This window comes from Nocardia sp. BMG111209 (genome assembly GCF_000381925.1).
Taxonomy (GTDB): domain Bacteria; phylum Actinomycetota; class Actinomycetes; order Mycobacteriales; family Mycobacteriaceae; genus Nocardia.
Genome location: NZ_KB907308.1, coordinates 1,594,155 through 1,609,588 on the forward strand (window position 1 = coordinate 1,594,155; position 15,434 = coordinate 1,609,588).

General features: G+C 68.5%; 13 protein-coding genes. 4 read left to right on the forward strand and 9 right to left on the reverse strand.

Going from position 1 to position 15,434, the window contains the following annotated elements; genetic code table 11:
* Nucleotides 1–115: 115 nt before the first annotated feature.
* The 7 genes from G361_RS0130680 to G361_RS45500 all read right to left on the reverse strand — a co-directional run bounded on the left by G361_RS0130680 (nucleotide 116) and on the right by G361_RS45500 (nucleotide 7,307).
* Complete coding sequence (locus tag G361_RS0130680) at nucleotides 116–2,626, reverse strand: ATP-binding protein (protein ID WP_019930965.1); 2,511 nt, start codon at nucleotides 2,624–2,626, stop codon at nucleotides 116–118.
* Entirely contained in the window at nucleotides 2,626–3,123 is a 498-nt protein-coding gene (locus G361_RS0130685) for a hypothetical protein (RefSeq protein ID WP_036495612.1), read from the reverse strand. Before G361_RS0130685 ends, G361_RS0130680 begins: the two co-directional genes overlap by 1 nt.
* Nucleotides 3,120–3,383, reverse strand: a complete 264-nt coding sequence (locus G361_RS0130690; RefSeq protein WP_019930967.1) for a hypothetical protein — start codon at nucleotides 3,381–3,383, stop codon at nucleotides 3,120–3,122. Before G361_RS0130690 ends, G361_RS0130685 begins: the two co-directional genes overlap by 4 nt.
* Before the next feature lie 23 nt (nucleotides 3,384–3,406).
* Nucleotides 3,407–4,423 (reverse strand): conjugal transfer protein, encoded by a 1,017-nt coding sequence (locus tag G361_RS0130695; protein ID WP_231387135.1) that lies wholly within the window; start codon nucleotides 4,421–4,423, stop codon nucleotides 3,407–3,409.
* Between the two features lie 81 nt (nucleotides 4,424–4,504).
* Complete coding sequence (locus G361_RS0130700; RefSeq protein WP_019930969.1) at nucleotides 4,505–5,623, reverse strand: GAF domain-containing protein; 1,119 nt, start codon at nucleotides 5,621–5,623, stop codon at nucleotides 4,505–4,507.
* A gap of 271 nt (nucleotides 5,624–5,894) precedes the next feature.
* Complete coding sequence (locus tag G361_RS0130705; RefSeq protein WP_019930970.1) at nucleotides 5,895–6,788, reverse strand: ROK family protein; 894 nt, start codon at nucleotides 6,786–6,788, stop codon at nucleotides 5,895–5,897.
* A gap of 45 nt (nucleotides 6,789–6,833) precedes the next feature.
* The gene (locus tag G361_RS45500) at nucleotides 6,834–7,307 is read right to left on the reverse strand and encodes a hypothetical protein (RefSeq protein WP_019930971.1); all 474 of its coding nucleotides are present in this window, start codon (nucleotides 7,305–7,307) and stop codon (nucleotides 6,834–6,836) included.
* A 282-nt stretch (nucleotides 7,308–7,589) separates the two neighbouring features.
* Between G361_RS45500 and G361_RS45505 the strand changes: the two genes are divergently transcribed.
* Nucleotides 7,590–8,273 (forward strand): MerR family transcriptional regulator, encoded by a 684-nt coding sequence (locus G361_RS45505; protein WP_019930972.1) that lies wholly within the window; start codon nucleotides 7,590–7,592, stop codon nucleotides 8,271–8,273.
* 72 nt (nucleotides 8,274–8,345) lie between these two features.
* Here G361_RS45505 and secA read toward each other — a convergent pair whose 3' ends face one another.
* Together secA and G361_RS47435 are read right to left on the reverse strand one after the other, a co-directional pair.
* Complete coding sequence (gene secA, locus G361_RS0130720; protein ID WP_019930973.1) at nucleotides 8,346–11,216, reverse strand: preprotein translocase subunit SecA; 2,871 nt, start codon at nucleotides 11,214–11,216, stop codon at nucleotides 8,346–8,348.
* Nucleotides 11,217–11,434: 218 nt separating this feature from the next.
* Nucleotides 11,435–11,977 (reverse strand): Rv3235 family protein, encoded by a 543-nt coding sequence (locus G361_RS47435; RefSeq protein WP_019930974.1) that lies wholly within the window; start codon nucleotides 11,975–11,977, stop codon nucleotides 11,435–11,437.
* A gap of 154 nt (nucleotides 11,978–12,131) precedes the next feature.
* Here G361_RS47435 and G361_RS0130730 point away from each other — a divergent pair, with 154 nt between their 5' ends.
* The 3 genes from G361_RS0130730 (at nucleotide 12,132) to G361_RS0130740 (ending at nucleotide 15,384) form a co-directional block, all read left to right on the forward strand.
* A complete protein-coding gene (locus tag G361_RS0130730) occupies nucleotides 12,132–13,517 on the forward strand; it encodes a wax ester/triacylglycerol synthase family O-acyltransferase (protein WP_019930975.1) in 1,386 nt (461 codons plus the stop codon).
* A 55-nt stretch (nucleotides 13,518–13,572) separates the two neighbouring features.
* Nucleotides 13,573–14,091 (forward strand): DUF6912 family protein, encoded by a 519-nt coding sequence (locus G361_RS0130735; RefSeq protein ID WP_196814694.1) that lies wholly within the window; start codon nucleotides 13,573–13,575, stop codon nucleotides 14,089–14,091.
* 144 nt (nucleotides 14,092–14,235) lie between these two features.
* Nucleotides 14,236–15,384 (forward strand): 2Fe-2S iron-sulfur cluster-binding protein, encoded by a 1,149-nt coding sequence (locus G361_RS0130740; protein ID WP_019930977.1) that lies wholly within the window; start codon nucleotides 14,236–14,238, stop codon nucleotides 15,382–15,384.
* The last annotated feature ends 50 nt before the right edge of the window (nucleotides 15,385–15,434 follow it).

The following is a 15,434-nucleotide window of genomic DNA, read 5'->3' on the forward strand; positions in this document are numbered from 1 at the left end:
TCGCGTAAAGCCAACCGCGACATCGCCGTACGACCGCGGGCAAGCGCCAGTACTCGAAATCCCAAGCGCGGGAACCGGAGAACCGGCGATCGAAACTACCTGTCGTGACCATGCCTCATGCCCGTCGATCCAGCGCCCGCATCGCCCCGGGGGTACTCGTGATCGCGGCGGCCCGGTCGGCCCGCGCCGGCCCCAGCACTTTTCCGCGCCCGATGCGATTGAGCGCGTCCCGCATGAACATCTCGCCGCGCCGCTCCTCCGGTACCTGACGGCCCGGACCGATCGGCGGCGAGGTCTCCTCCCGCAGCACCTGCAAAAGGAACGGCGCCTCGTTCAGATCCACACCCAGCCATTCCAGGCAGTTGCGCGCCAGCGTCTCGTCGCGCTGCCGGAACACGAAACGGTTGGGAATCAGGTTGTGCGCCGCGCCCTGGAAGTCCGCGGCCGGATCGTGCGAGGCCAAACCGATTGCGGCGAGATGCTTTCGGCCGTCACGGCTGAAATCGGAGGTGACCGCGGAACCCACCTGGGTCTGGGTGAAATGGTGCGCCTCGTCGCCGACCAGCAGCCCGAACCGCCCGTTGTCGGTGAGAAACGCCTCCCGCGCCGCGACGCCGACCAGTTCGTACAGCGCGGTGCCCAGCCGCTTGGTCAGCGGCAGCCGGGCGTACAGATGCGGTGTGGTCAGTTCCTCGGCGGTCGGCAGCGCGAGATTGTGGCTGCGGACCACCGTCGCGGCGGCGTTCAGGCTCAGGGTCGGCAGTTTCGGATCGAACAGCACCGGCACCCGGTCCACGACCGTGCCCATCCGGGCCGCCAGATCGGCGAATTCCACGCCGTACTGCGGATCCTCCGCCAGTCGCCGTACCGCGTGGAACATGTCCAGCAGGCTGTGGATCCGATGCTCCGCGACACCGCGCGGAGTAAGCAGATTCGAGGCGGCCGCGCCCGCCCCGGAGGTCGGCGACAGATCCAGCAGCGGCAGCAGCGAATCCAGCGTACGTTCGCCCGCGATGCGCGGATCGAACAGCCGCAGCGGATCCAGCGACACGGTGGGATTGGCCAGGTCGATGATCACCGCGTCGTCGATCGAGGTGGCGAAGTGCTCCCATTCACCGACCTGACTGCGATCGATCGCCAGGAACTGCCCGCCCATATCGTGCACGAGCACCGCGATCAATTTCAGGAAATACGATTTGCCGGAACCGAGTTCACCGGTGACCGCGAACGACGCGGACAGGTCGTGCAGCGCCGCCTCCATGATCCCGAAATGGATCGGCTCGAAATTCCCGGACATCAGATTGACACCGATCACCGGGCCGGAATCGTCACCGATCTGACTGGTGATGAACGGTACGAAACCCGCCCACATATCCGACGGCACGATATGCGCGTAATCGTCGAAGGCGCGCCGGGGCTGGCTGCCCGGAATCAGCATCGACCACAGGTCGACCTGCGCGCCGACAGGTGCGGTCAGATCGATCTGGAAACGCTTGTAGCGCCGCTTCAGCGTGTTCACCGCGTCCATGGTGACGTCGCGGCTCGCCCCGCCGACGGCGACGACGGTGGTGAAGGAGACCTCCGACTCCGCGCCGTTGACCTCGAAATGCTGGTTGTACTCACCGAGCATCTGGGCCTTGGACATCAGCGTGTTCTGCGCGAACGAGACCTCCTGATCACGCTGATCCATCTGCTCGCCGAGCCGGCGCAGGCTGGTCTCGTTGTGCTTGAGCACCTGGTCGGCCGACCGGGTGGACACCCGGATACCCCAGTCGACCGTGACGTTGCCGAGTCCCTCGAGCACGTTCAGGAATTCGCTGCCGCCCGGAAAGGTCATGCCGGCGTACGGGAACGAATGCGGCGTGAGCATCGCCTGGTAGGAGGGCATGAACTCCAAGTCCGGCTGCACCACCTTGACCACGGGCACGAACGACGGCCGCAGCCGGTGGTTGCCGTCGGCCTGCGCACCCTCGTCGAGGGCGGCGGATCGGAACACCGCCGCGGTCGCGTCGTCCAGGGTTCCCGCGCGGGTGGGCGCGATCGGATCACCGGCCGCGCCGCGGGACAGATAGTGCTCCCACAGCCACTGGAACAGCGCCGCGGGTACCGGCGTGGGTTCGAAATCGCCGCCGATCCGGGACAGGATCTCCTCGGCCTTGTCCTGGTACGCGTCGAGTTCGGCCCTGGACAGCGCGGTCGCGTCGATGGTGGTGGTGCTGCCGCGCCAGACCCGCGACAGGGTGGACATACCGGTGGCGCTCGCGGCGCCGACCGGGATCGACAGCAGGTAGATCCGGGTCTGCGGCACGATCGACCGCACCCGCTCGAACGAGGAGACCACCTCGTCGGCGTAGTCCTCACACTCGTCGAGATCCACCCCCTCGACCATCTTGCTGAGCACGTCGAGGGTGTTCAGCCGGGCCTGGATACCCAGCAGCAGCGAACCGTTCGGCAGATTGTTGACCAACGAGTGGTGCGCCATCTTCACGTCGTACTTGTCGCTCGCCTTGCGCAACCCGTACCCCAGCGGATTGATGAAGAAGTTCGCCGTCACCAGCCCGGAATGGGTGAACTGGAGATTGCCGCGAATCGCGGCGGTCGGCTGCAGATCCCGGTCGAACGCCATCAGCCGGGCCCTCCGCTCAGCGCCGCCGGACGGGCGGCGATCGATTCCAGCAACAGCCCGTTGGGGCGGGCGTCGACCGCTGGGCGCTCCCGCACCCGGCCGTCGGGCAGGATCACCACCACGGTCTCCTCGACGAACAGCGTCGTGCGCGAGGAGTCCTCGGCATCGATCGGCATGCCGGAGGCCGAGACCGGCCGGCGGCGCACGATCAACCGGCCCACCCAGAACACCCGGGAGCTCAGCCGCACGCCCGTGTACGGCACCAGGCCCAGTGCGAACACCGTCAGCACGGTCAGGATCAGCCCGGCGATGAAGGTGAGCGCCGGATTGAGCGGAAAAGTCATGGAGCACACCGCGGTCAGCAGCAACAGCACCACCGCGGCGCCGACCTGCGGCAGCGTGTAGGGGCCGAAGGGCAGCTTCTGGCCGTTCTGGGCCTTGCCGATCATGGTCGGCACCCGTTTGATCGGTGTGAAAACCTTGATCACTTGGCTCATCGGTACCCGCCGATCGGCTGGCCCGGAACCAACGTGGTCGCGTCGACGCGGGCGTAGTTCACGAGCGAGGGCAGCACCCAGAACACCACGGCCGCAACGATCGCCGAGCCGGCGACGGCCAGCACCTTACCCGGCGAGAGCTTCGCCTTGGCCGACTCCGAGATCAGGATCGCCATGCTGGCGATGGTCAGGATGATCAGCCCGATCCACCGGAAGGCGATCAGAACGTTGTACAGGAGGGTAGCGAGGTTGGTGCCCATGCGGAGGGTCCTTTCGGGTCCGGTCAGTTCTGGGTGGCAGGCGGCACCTGTACCGCGCTGGCCGACGGTTTGGCGGCGCTCGACGCCGCGGCGGCGTCGCGTCCGGCTTGTTGCCCGGTGACCACGGTCATCGGATTACGCAGGTAGGGAACGGAATCCATCGCCTGCACCTGCCACTGCCCGCCGCTGCGGACCATGGTCAGCGGATACGCCAGCGACGGCGCGACGCCGCCGTCGGCCTTCGGGTTCACCGAGGCCAGCACGTGCGCGGTCGTCGCACTCGCGCCGCAACCGGAGTCGTCGGACATCACCGTCGCGACGTCCATGGCCGAGTACGGCGACGGGTGCAGGGCGCTGATCCCGGAGTCCGGCGTCACGTACCGGGCCACATCGCCCGAACCGGCGGCGTAGGCGGCGAGGAAGCCCGCCGCGACCTGGGTCAGCGGAGTATCGGGCGAGCAGGTGGTGCTGTAACCCTGCATGAGGTCGTCACCGCGGATCGGCGCACCGACCGCCGCGGGCAGCGACAGCGCGCGCAGCCGGCCGTCGGCCACCGACACGGCGACCCGGTAGTACTGCTTGTCGCCCCCCGTGACCGCGGCAGCCATAGCGCTTCTGGTCACTCGCACCGACACGGTCACCGTCCAGACGTCCAGGGCCTCGCTCGCGGACATCCGCGCGGCGTAGACGACCTGGCCGTCGGTGATCTGCCGGCCGATCGACGGCAGCGTGACCTGTTGCCCCGTACTGACGTACTCGGCGAGCTTGTCCTGCTGCCCGGACGTGGCGCTCAGATACGTCACCACGAAATCCCGGGCGAACGACTGGGCCAGCTGCTCGTGCGCGATAATTCGGGTCGTCGAATCGTCGGACGGACCCGGCGGCGGCGGCGAGAAGAAGGAGAGAATCGCGTGCCCGCCACCCAGTAGTGCGAGCACCGCGAGCACGCCGACGACAATATTGTCCCGGCGGCGGCGTGCGGCCATTCGGCGAAGTAATTCCTCGCCGGAATCCGCAGTTCTGCCAGCCACTGTCAGCACTCCCGAAATGGTAGAGCGATATTCATTTCGCTATTCGATTTACTGTTCCCATTGCTGGGGGTTCCCCGACGCTGGGGCGTATCAGTAGGCGGGGCTGCGCCTCATCCGGCCCGCGAGCCAGTGCCACAGCTGTTCGTCGTAGCCGACCGGGGTCCGGTCCGGATCGGGGGCGGGCCGCTGCGGCAGCGTCACGGCCGGGGTGTCGCCGTCGCGGACCATCTCGGCGATGGTCAGCGGCCGGCTCGAGTAGCCCGGATACGGGTACAGCAGCAGCGAGGTGGGGGTGTGGTCGCCGGCGTAATTCAGTGTGCGCACGGTGATCTCGGCGGTTTCGCCGCCCCGCAGCCGGCTGCCCAGTTCGATCAGCCGGCCCCGATCCTCCGGATGGAAGACGTCGACCGGCCGGAACAGGTAGTCCCAGCGGATCCACGGCGCCGGATCGGTGAGCCAGTGCGAGATGCTGGCGTGCTCCAGCTGGAGTACCGCGAGATGGTTGCCCGCGCGGCGGTGCGCCTCGCGCAGCGCGACCCGTTCCAGAGTCGGCCACTGCACCGGCGTGGTCGGCGAGGTGACGTCCTCGATCAGCCACCACGCGCCCTGCGCACGGTCGTCGTCGCGCCCGCGCATACTGATCCGCCAGCGGCCCGGCCGCCCTGTTCCGGCGAGCAGATTCACCTCGAACTGCAGTTTGTCACCGGGTTTGTGGTCGTAGAGCAGATCGAGCACCTCGGCGTGCCGATCGAAACCCACCGTGCGATAGAAGAATTCGGCGACGGACATGCGCGGCGCATATTCCTCGACCGCGATTCCCGGCATTCTGGTTATGCCGCTGGGTAATTGGATGGTCTGCGTGGGCAAGTCCCAGATCGCACCCACCACCGCCTCGGGTTCCGGAATGCGAACGCCCACCGGGCCCAGCCACATTCGCAGCGCGTGCACCGCTCCGGTCGGACCGAACACCGGTCGCAACCGCAACAGATGCGGTCCGGCCCCGGTGGACACTCGCAGATCCAGTTCGGTCGCCCGAGCGAGCGCGGACTGCAACGCCTCGCCGATACCCGCGGTGGTGAGACCGTCGTACAGCGCCGGGGTCTTGGCGAGCAGTCGTTGCAGAACCCGCTGGACACCGGAGAATTCGCGGGGGATGTCCCCGACGGACGCGACCGTCATGGCGTCCGGCGTCAAGGTCTCCACCGTCACCCATGGGATCACTGCGCCATTTCGCATTGCTCTCGTCCGCATCCGCCCGCTCCGGGTCTCGACCTCGGAGTCCTCAGCTAACGTGTCTAATGTACCGTTAGATAGCGGTTCATTCAATAGTGGGAAGGACCGGACCATTCCTCTACCTTGCACGGCCGCGGGGCATCCGCAAGACGGACCATCGTTCCTTAACCTGCCGATAAGGTTTCGAGCCGCCGAACAGCAGAAGGCCCGGGCCGCAACGCGGTCCGGGCCTTCTGCACCGTATCGGTCAGTCCTGGACGGCGGTCACCGCCAGCACACCGGCGCCGGCCAGCACGCCGAATTCACCCAGCGGAGAGGGCACCACGCGCAACCCGTGCAGATAACTGGCGCGAGCATGCGTTGCCACCGCCTCCTGCATCGGCTGCCACAGCGCCGAACCCTGTTGCGCCAGCAGGCCACCCACGACCACCAGATCCAGGTCCATCAGGGCGGCCACCGAGGAGATGGCCCGGCCGAGCGCGGTTCCGGCCCGGACCAGCGCCGCGAGTGCGGTCTCGTCACCGGCGCCCGCCGCCTCCACGAGTTCGGCCGGAGTCGTTCCGCTCCAACCTCGTCCACGCGACCAGCGGATCGCGGCCACGCCGCCCGCGACCGCGTCCACACAGCCCCGGCTGCCGCAATCGCACGGATCGTCGAAGCCCGGCACCAGTACGTGGCCGATGCTGCCCGCGTTGCCGGTACGACCCACCACCGCGAACCCGCCGACGGAGACACCGCCGGTGACGTGGTGCGACACCGAGATCGACAGCGCGTCCATCGTCTGACCGACCGCACCGAAATTGCGCTCCGCCAGCGAGATACAGACCCCGTCGATACCCAGCCGGACCTCCGCCGCCGGGAACAGCTTCCGCGTCTCGTCGACGATGGCGAAACCCGCCTGCCACTCGGGGATATCGCTGGGCGCGATGACCCCGGCGGACATATCGATCGGGCCGCTGGAACCGATGCCGACCGAGGTCACCTCCTGACCGGCGGCCGCCGCGAGCAGCATCTCCCGGCACTGTTTCCAGGCGCCGCGATTGGGGGCCGGAGCACGCAGGACGTCGTCGTCGTCCACATCGTCGTCGAGCCGGCTGACCGCGAATCCGGCCGCGCCGATCTCCAGAGCCAGCATGGTCATGAAATACCCACCGTCACACAGTCCTTCACTTCGGCTGCGGCCCGGTCAGTACGCACCGGTGCCGGTGGGGCGCAGCGGGCGACCGAGTACGAGGTGCCGGCGCGGCGTCGCCGGGGCCGGCTCGACGGCCTGGGGCCGCACCCCGTGCCGGATGATACGCAGCGGGCGGCGGTTGTCGACGGAATTGGTCCGGTGGCAGTCGAGATTCTCGACCACCTTGCCCGCGTTGTCGTAGGCCACGCCGGCCCAGATCACCGCGCGGGGACCGTCACCCCGCGCGATCAGGGCCTGCGCCTGCCGGCCGCACTCCGCAAGAAGCGGGCAGCTGCCGCAGGTCTGGACGGCGGTCCGCCAGGAATCGGGGGTACCGGCGTCCAGATCCCAGGTATTGGGACTGCCGGCACAGGCGGGTTGCTGCTTCGACTGCGCGGGACGCGAGGCGGGAGCATGGGTGAGGGGCGCAGATGCGCGCGATGGACGCGTCTGGATCGCCGGTACAAGATACCGAGTGGTGGTCATAGCCGTCTCCGGTGCCGAGGGGAACACGCACGACAAACAGCGCGTCCCGAAAGTCAGGCGTCGTCAGGGCTGCTCCACAGTCCCCGGTAATACCAGCGCTCTACGCCGGTGAATCGAACGGTAGACCACCTCGCGCATTGCGGCAACCACTTCTACCGTTATGTAACGGTACGTTGACAAACCCTTTCCGCGCTACGTATCGTCATTTAACGAGTCGTTTCCCTGCGGCTCATTTCCTGCGGCAACACTACGCAGCACTCGACAGATGGGGGGTGCGTTCAGGTGGCGGAATACACGATCGACGAACTGGCGCGGGCGGCCGATACCACCGTGCGCAGTGTCCGTGTTTACCACGAGCGGGGCCTGCTGCCCTCCCCCGACGTCCGTGGCCGGATCGGCTACTACAGCCCCGACCACCTCGAGCGGCTGCACACCATCAGCCGGTTGCTCAGCCGGGGCATGAAGCTCAACGGCATTCGCGAGTTGCTGGAGGCGTGGGACCGCGGCGACGGCCTCGCCGATGTGCTCGGTGTGGCAGATCAACCCCCCACCGCTCCCCCGCCGGACCATCTCGCGCAGTCCGCGCCGGAACTGCCCGGCTATCTGCAGGAGGCCCTCGCGGGCAGCGACGATCCGCTGGACGCCTACCGGTTGAACAATCCGCGCTGTGGCGACCTCGCGACCCGCCTGGTCGACGCCGGAGTGCCGGTGGTGGCCGCATTCGAACTGGTCGAGCGGCTGCGGGCGGACTGTGAGCGCATCGCCGACGATCACGCCACCGAGCTGTTCTACCATCTGGCCGGCCACGCCTACGAGCGGTCCGAGCGCACCCCGCGCGACCGCACCAAGCTGGAAACCGATCTCGCCATCACCCGGATGATCGTCACCCGCGCGGTGGAGGAACTCGTCGGTCAGGCCTTCGAGCGCCGCGCCGAGATCCCGGCCCCGCCCCGCCCCGCGCAGTAGATTTCGCGTCGCTCGACTCCCGCAACGCAGTGGGCCCGCCGCATTCCGAGGCGGGCCCACTCTTGCGTGAAACTACCTGCGCCGCTTGGACTTCGGCGCGCGGTCGGGCTTGCCCTCGGTGCGGGCGGCCTCCCGGCGCTCGCGGCGGGTCCGGCCGTCGTCCGCCTGATGCGGCGCACCGTACTCCTCGGCGTCGCTGTGCACCGCGGCGTGCCCGCCCTCGTCCGGGCCCGAGTAGCGCAGGCCGCCGACGGTCGGGGCATCGATGCCGCGGGCCCGCAGGGCCGCCGGGATCGCGGTGCCGTCGGGCGGGGTGGGCATCTCGTCGTCGCTGGGCAGGGCGGGCCGTCCGCCACCCACGCCGGCGCCGACCGGCGAGCGCAGGCCCGGATCGACCGGCAGGCCCGCGGGCTGCGGCGGCGCCTGCTGCACCTCGACCTGCAGGTTGAACAGGAAGCCGACCGACTCCTCCTTCAACCCGTCGAGCAGGCCCTGGAACATGTCGAAGCCCTCGCGCTGGTACTCGACCAGCGGATCGCGCTGCGCCATGGCCCGCAGGCCGATGCCCTCCTTGAGGTAGTCCATCTCGTAGAGGTGCTCACGCCACTTGCGGTCCAGCACCGTCAGCAGCACCTGGCGTTCCAGGTTGCGCATGCTGCCGGAGCCGGCCAGCCCGTCGATCTCCTTCTCGCGACGCTCGTACGCCTCGTGCGCGTCGTCGAGGATCGCGTCCTGGAGTTCCTCGCGGGACAGGTCGTCGAATTCGCCGAACTCGTTCTCGCCGGTGAGATCCTTGTGGTTCAGGCTGACCGGGTACAGCGTCTTCAGCGCACCCCACAGCTTGTCCAGATCCCAGTCCTCCACATAGCCCTCGGCGGTGGCGCCCTCGACGTAGGCGGAGACCACGTCCGAGATCATGTTCTGGACCTGGCCCTCCATATCCTCGCCGGCCAGGATGCGCTGGCGCTCCGCGTAGATCACGGTGCGCTGCTGGTTCATCACCTCGTCGTACTTGAGCACGTTCTTGCGGATCTCGAAGTTCTGCTGCTCGACCTGGGTCTGCGCACTCTTGATCGCGCGCGACACCATCTTCGCCTCGATCGGCACCTCGTCGGGCAGGGCGAGCCGGGTCATGATCGACTCCAGCGCGGCGCCGTTGAAGCGGCGCATCAACTCGTCGCCCAGCGACAGGTAGAACCGGGACTCACCCGGGTCGCCCTGCCGGCCGGAGCGGCCGCGCAGCTGGTTGTCGATACGGCGGGACTCGTGCCGCTCGGTGCCCAGCACGTACAGGCCGCCGGCCTCGCGCACGGCCTCGGCGTCGGCGTCGGCCTGTTCCTTGACCCGTTCCAGGGCCGGCAACCAGTGCGCCTCGTACTCGTCCGGCGTCTCGACCGGATCCAGGCCCTGCTTGCGCAGCAGGAGGTCGGCGATGATGTCCGGATTGCCCCCGAGCACGATGTCGGTACCACGACCGGCCATATTGGTGGCGACGGTCACCGCACCCGGCCGACCGGCCTCGGCGATGATCTGGGCCTCCTGCTCGTGGAACTTCGCGTTCAGCACGTTGTGCTGAATTCCACGGCGGGTCAGCAACTTCGACAGATATTCCGACCGCTCGACCGAGGTGGTACCGACCAGCACCGGCTGGCCGTTCTCGTTGCGCTCGGCGATGTCGTCGGCGACGGCCTGGTACTTCGCCTCTTCGGTCTTGTAGATCAGATCGGCCTGATCCTTGCGGACCATCGACTTGTTGGTGGGGATCGGCACCACGCCGAGGCTGTAGATCTGGTGCAGCTCGGCCGCTTCCGTCTCGGCGGTACCGGTCATACCGGACAACTTGTCGTAGAGGCGGAAGTAGTTCTGCAGGGTGATGGTGGCCAGCGTCTGGTTCTCCGGCTGGATCTCCACCCCCTCCTTGGCCTCGATGGCCTGGTGCATGCCCTCGTTGTAGCGGCGGCCCACCAGGATTCGGCCGGTGAACTCGTCGACGATGATCACCTCGCCGTTGCGGACGATGTAATCCTTGTCGCGGGTGTACAGCTCCTTGGCCTTGATGGAGTTGTTCAGATAGCTGACCAGCGGCGAATTGGCCGCCTCGTACAGGTTCTCGATGCCGAGCTGATCCTCGACGAACTCCACGCCCGCCTCGTGCACGCCGATCGTGCGCTTCTTGATGTCCACCTCGTAGTGGACGTCCTTCTTGAGAAGCGGTGCGATGCGGGCGAATTCGGCGTACCACTTGCTGGAGGCGTCGGCCGGGCCGGAGATGATCAGCGGGGTACGGGCCTCGTCGATGAGGATGGAGTCGACCTCGTCGACCACGGCGAAGTTGTGCCCGCGCTGCACCAGATCGTCCAGCGAGTGGGTCATGTTGTCGCGCAGGTAGTCGAAGCCGAACTCGTTGTTGGTGCCGTAGGTGATGTCGGAGGCGTAGGCCTGCCGGCGCTCGGCCGGATTCATGCCGCCGAGGATCACGCCGACACTCAGGCCGAGGAAGCGGTGCACGCGGCCCATCCACTCCGCGTCGCGCTTGGCCAGATAGTCGTTGACGGTGACGACGTGTACGCCGTCGCCGGAGATCGCGTTGAGGTAGGCCGGGAGTACACAGGTGAGGGTCTTGCCCTCACCGGTCTTCATCTCGGCGATGTTGCCGATGTGCAGAGCGGCGCCGCCCATGATCTGCACCTTGTAGTGCTTCTGGTTGAGTACGCGCCAGGACGCCTCGCGCGCGGTGGCGAAGGCGTCGAGCAGTAACTCGTCCAGGGATTCGCCGTCGGCGTAGCGCTCCCGGAGCTCGTCGGTCTTCGCCCGCAGCGCCGCGTCGCTGAGCGCGGCGTACTCGTCGTCCAGGGCGATGACCTCGTCGGCCAGATGCGCGAGCCGCTTGACGGTGCGACCCTCACCAAAACGTAGCAACCTCGTCAGTGTCAGCGCAGGCACGGGTCTCGTCAGTCCTCTGGTCGGTTGTCGTCTCTTCGGTGCTACTCCCAGCAGCAACGTTCATGGTAGTGCGGCTTCCATCGTAGGCGCCGAGCGCGCACCGCCGCAGGCGCCGGACACACCGCCGCGGGCGCGGAACCCGCCACCGGGGCCCGATTCCGCCCGCCGGGCATCCGATCGGTCGCCGCGGGTGCCGGGCCGATGGCCCGCACCGGATCTCACCGTAGTCGCAAAACCGCCAGCCGCCACCCCCGGCGTCCGCGCAGAATCCGCGCAGCGAGTGCGAACCGCCGGCCGCCGCGCTCGTAACTGCCGAACACCTCGGCGGCCCGCGGGCCGATCACCGCGACCTCGAGCGTCACCGGCACCGCCGGGCCGAGCCGCCGCTCGGCCGCACCGGTGCGTACCACCGTCGTCACCGCCGCGACCACGGTCGGATCCGCCAGCGGCACCAGCTGCGCGACCGGTCGACGGCCGTCCACGGTCTCCAGCACGATCCGCACGGCCCGCTCGGCGAATCGCCGCACCGCATCCACATCGACCTCGGCACTCGCCGGAGTCCGGCCGGTCGATACCGCCGGGGCGGCTCGCAAGTCGGCCCGGGTGGGGCACTGCCGCGCCGGAGACACGCCGAACGGCGGGAAAACGCGGGAGATATCGGAGACACGGGAAGATTCGGGCACGCCGGATTCGGATCTCTCCAAGGGCGGTTCGAAGGCCGGTGCGGGCAACAGCGCGCGGGACGTCTGCCGATCGGACATCCACCACCCCCTCGGTGTCGACTCCCCTTGCGACGAACGGGCCCAGCTTGCCACTCGATCACGAAATGCCACAACTTCCCCGGAGGTCGGCGGACGGAGGCTTCGTGAGGCACCACAATGGACAGCGGTATCCGGCACGAAGGAGCCCGGCACGGTGATCACGAGGCTGACGCCGCAGGACGCGGCGTGCTATCGGCTCGAATCGAGTCACAACCCGATGCACGTCGGGTCGCTGGCGATCGTGGGCGACCCCGACGACCCGGCGGGCTCACCGCTGGACTACGGCGGCCTGACCGACCTGGTCGCCGCCCGGCTGCCGCTGGTTCCCCGCTACCGCCATCGGGTCCGGGAGGTCCCGTTCGCGCTGGGCCGGCCCGTCTGGGTGGACGACGTCCGCTTCGACCTGGGCTTCCATCTGCGCCGCGTGTCGCTGTCCGGTCCCGGCGCCGACGATCGGCTGTTCGAGCTGGTCGCGCGGCTGACCTCGCGGCCGCTGGACCACACCCGGCCGCTGTGGGAGATGTATCTGATCGAGGGCCTGTCCGGCGGCCGCCGCGCGGTGCTCACCAAAACCCATTCGGCGCTGGTCGACGGCCGGGGCGCGGTCGAGATCGGGCAGGTCCTGTTCGACAGCGGCCCGGCGCCGCGCGCGCTCGCCGACGACAGCTGGGCGGCGGCCCGGGAACCCGGTGAGGCGCAACTACTGGCCGCGTCGCTGGTCGAACTCGCCGGTCAGCCCAGTAGCGCGCTGGAACTGCTGTGGCAGGCCGGTTCGGACGCGTCACCGCTGGTCGGCGCCGCGGGCCGGGCGGTGGAGAAGATGGTCTCGGCGGTGCGCGGCGGCGGCGCCGTACCCGGCAGTCCGTTCAACACGCCGACGTCTCAGCACCGGCGCTTCGACGTGGTGCGTACCGACCTGGACGACTACCGCGCGATCGGCCGCAATGCCGGCTGCTCCCTCGACGACGCCATCCTGGCGGTGGTGACCGGCGCGCTGCGGATCTTCCTGCAGGCCCGCGGCCGGGTGCTGGTCGAATCGGAGGTGCTGCGGGCGGTCGTCCCCGCGGCGCTGTGCGAGCGGCCGCGACCGGCCGAATCCATCCTGGTCGACCTGCCGGTCGGCGAACCGAATCCGGTGATGCGGCTGTCGCACATCCGGCACGCCACCGCCGCGGGCACCCGCCGCCGGCTCGAGACGACACGCCGGAAGCTGGTCCAACTGCCGAATTTCGCCCCCGCCAGCCTGCACGCGCTCAGCGTCCGCTCGGCCAGTACGTTCGCCGACCACACGTTCAATCTGGTGATCACGAACGCGCCGGGCCCGGCCCAGCCCATGTATCTCGGCGGCGCGCGCATGCTGGAGATGTATCCGGTGTCGCCGCTGCTGCGCAATCAGGCGTCGAATATCGGCGTCACCGCCTACGACGGTCAGGTGTTCTACGGACTCAATGCCGATCGTGATGCCATGGCCGATATCGGAGTACTGTCCGCGGCGATGCACGAATCCATGGAGGAGATGCTCGGTGCCTGCGCCCAGTGAGGACAAGCGGTCCAACGGCGGCACACTGCGGGTGTACGTGCCCGCGACCGTCGCGATGCTGCGCGAGCTGGTGGCCGCGCGGGAGATCCGCGCGATCAACGACACCGCGTTCGCGGTCACGCCCGCGCTGCGGGAGGCGTACGCCTACGGCGACGACGAGGAGCTGGCCGAGGTCGCGATGAGCGAGGCGGCCCGCGCGTCGCTGCGCCTGCTCGCCCAGGAACTCGAGGATGCGACGGTCGCCGACGCCGGGCCCGGCGGGGACGGCGAGGGCCACTTCCACGCACCGGTCTACCGCCGCGCGGTGATCGCCGCCGATGTCACCGGCGCGATCTCCCGGCCCGATCTGGACGCGGGCGTCGTGCGGCTGTCCGCCGCGATCGGCTACGACCGGATCGCCTCCGTGCACGTCGACCTCGCCGAGGCCGAACCCGAAGTGGCCAAGGCGGTCACCGTGATCGATGCCGCCGATCTGGGCAGCGAGGACGCCGAGTTCATCCTCGGCGACGCCGAGGATCACCAACTGGCCTGGTACGCCACCCAGGAACTGCCGTTCCTGCTCGAACTGCTCTGAGCCGGCGGCCGTCCGCGACGGCGATTCTCCCGGTGGCGGCCACGTGATCCAGCTCCCGCCGCGCGGTAACCTACGTTCCCGTAACCTGGTTTTGGAAGTCGCCCGTCGGGCACATCGCCTCCAGAGGAAATGAGCAGCAGCAGAATGGTCCTGAAATCGGTACACGGTCTCCGGGAATGGCTGGAAGCCCCGGTCGCCGAGGCGAAGACGGCCGGTCGTACCCGGCTGAACGCGCTGCGCGGCGCGGCTGCCCGGATCACCACACCGCTGCTGCCCGACGACTATCTGCACCTGGTCAACCCGCTGTGGTCGGCCCGCGAACTGCGCGGCCGGATCGTCGAGGTGCGCCGGGAGACCGCCGACGCGGTCACGCTGGTGATCAAACCGGGCTGGGGCTTCGATTTCACCTTCACCCCCGGTCAGTACATCGGTATCGGGGTGCTGATCGACGGCCGCTGGCACTGGCGGTCGTATTCGCTGACCTGCCCGCCGAACTGGACCGATCCGGACAATCGCGGTAAGCGGCGCATCTCCATCGCGGTGAAGGCGATGCCCGAGGGTTTCCTGTCCAGCCACCTGGTCAGCGGCGTGCCGGTGGGCACGATCGTGCGCCTGGCCGCGCCGCAGGGCGGTTTCGTGCTGCCCGAGCCGCCGCCGGCGAGGGCGCTGTTCCTCACCGCGGGCAGCGGGATCACCCCGGTCATGGCGATGCTGCGCACGATGGATCGGCGGGCGAACATGTCCGACGTGATCCACGTGCACTCCGCCCGGACCGCGGACGATGTCATGTTCCGCGCCGAACTGCAGGCGATGCACGACCGGCACCCGGATTTCACCTCGCATGTGCATCTCACCGGCGAGAACGGCAAATTCGCCCTGGACAGCCTCGACACGCTGTTCCCGGACTGGCGGGAGCGGCAGACCTGGGCCTGCGGCCCGTTGCCGATGCTCAACGACATCGAGAACCATTGGGCCGCAGCCGGTCTGGCCGATCATCTGCATGTGGAGCGGTTCGAGATCCCACGCTCGTCGGTCGGCGAGGGCGGCACCGTGACCTTCACCCGCACCGGCCGCAGCACCACCGTCGACGGCGCCACCAGCCTGCTGCAGGCCGGGGAGAGCGTCGGCGTGCAGATGCCGTTCGGCTGCCGCATGGGCATCTGCCAGACCTGTGTGGTGACGATCACCGACGGTCACGTGCGTGACCTGCGCAACGGCGCCGAGCACACCACCGGCGAGAAGGTGCAGACGTGTATATCCGTGGCCGCCGGTGATTGCACCCTGGACGTATAGGTATCCATTCACCGAGAACCGTTACTCTCGAGGCGGGCCCGACGGGATCC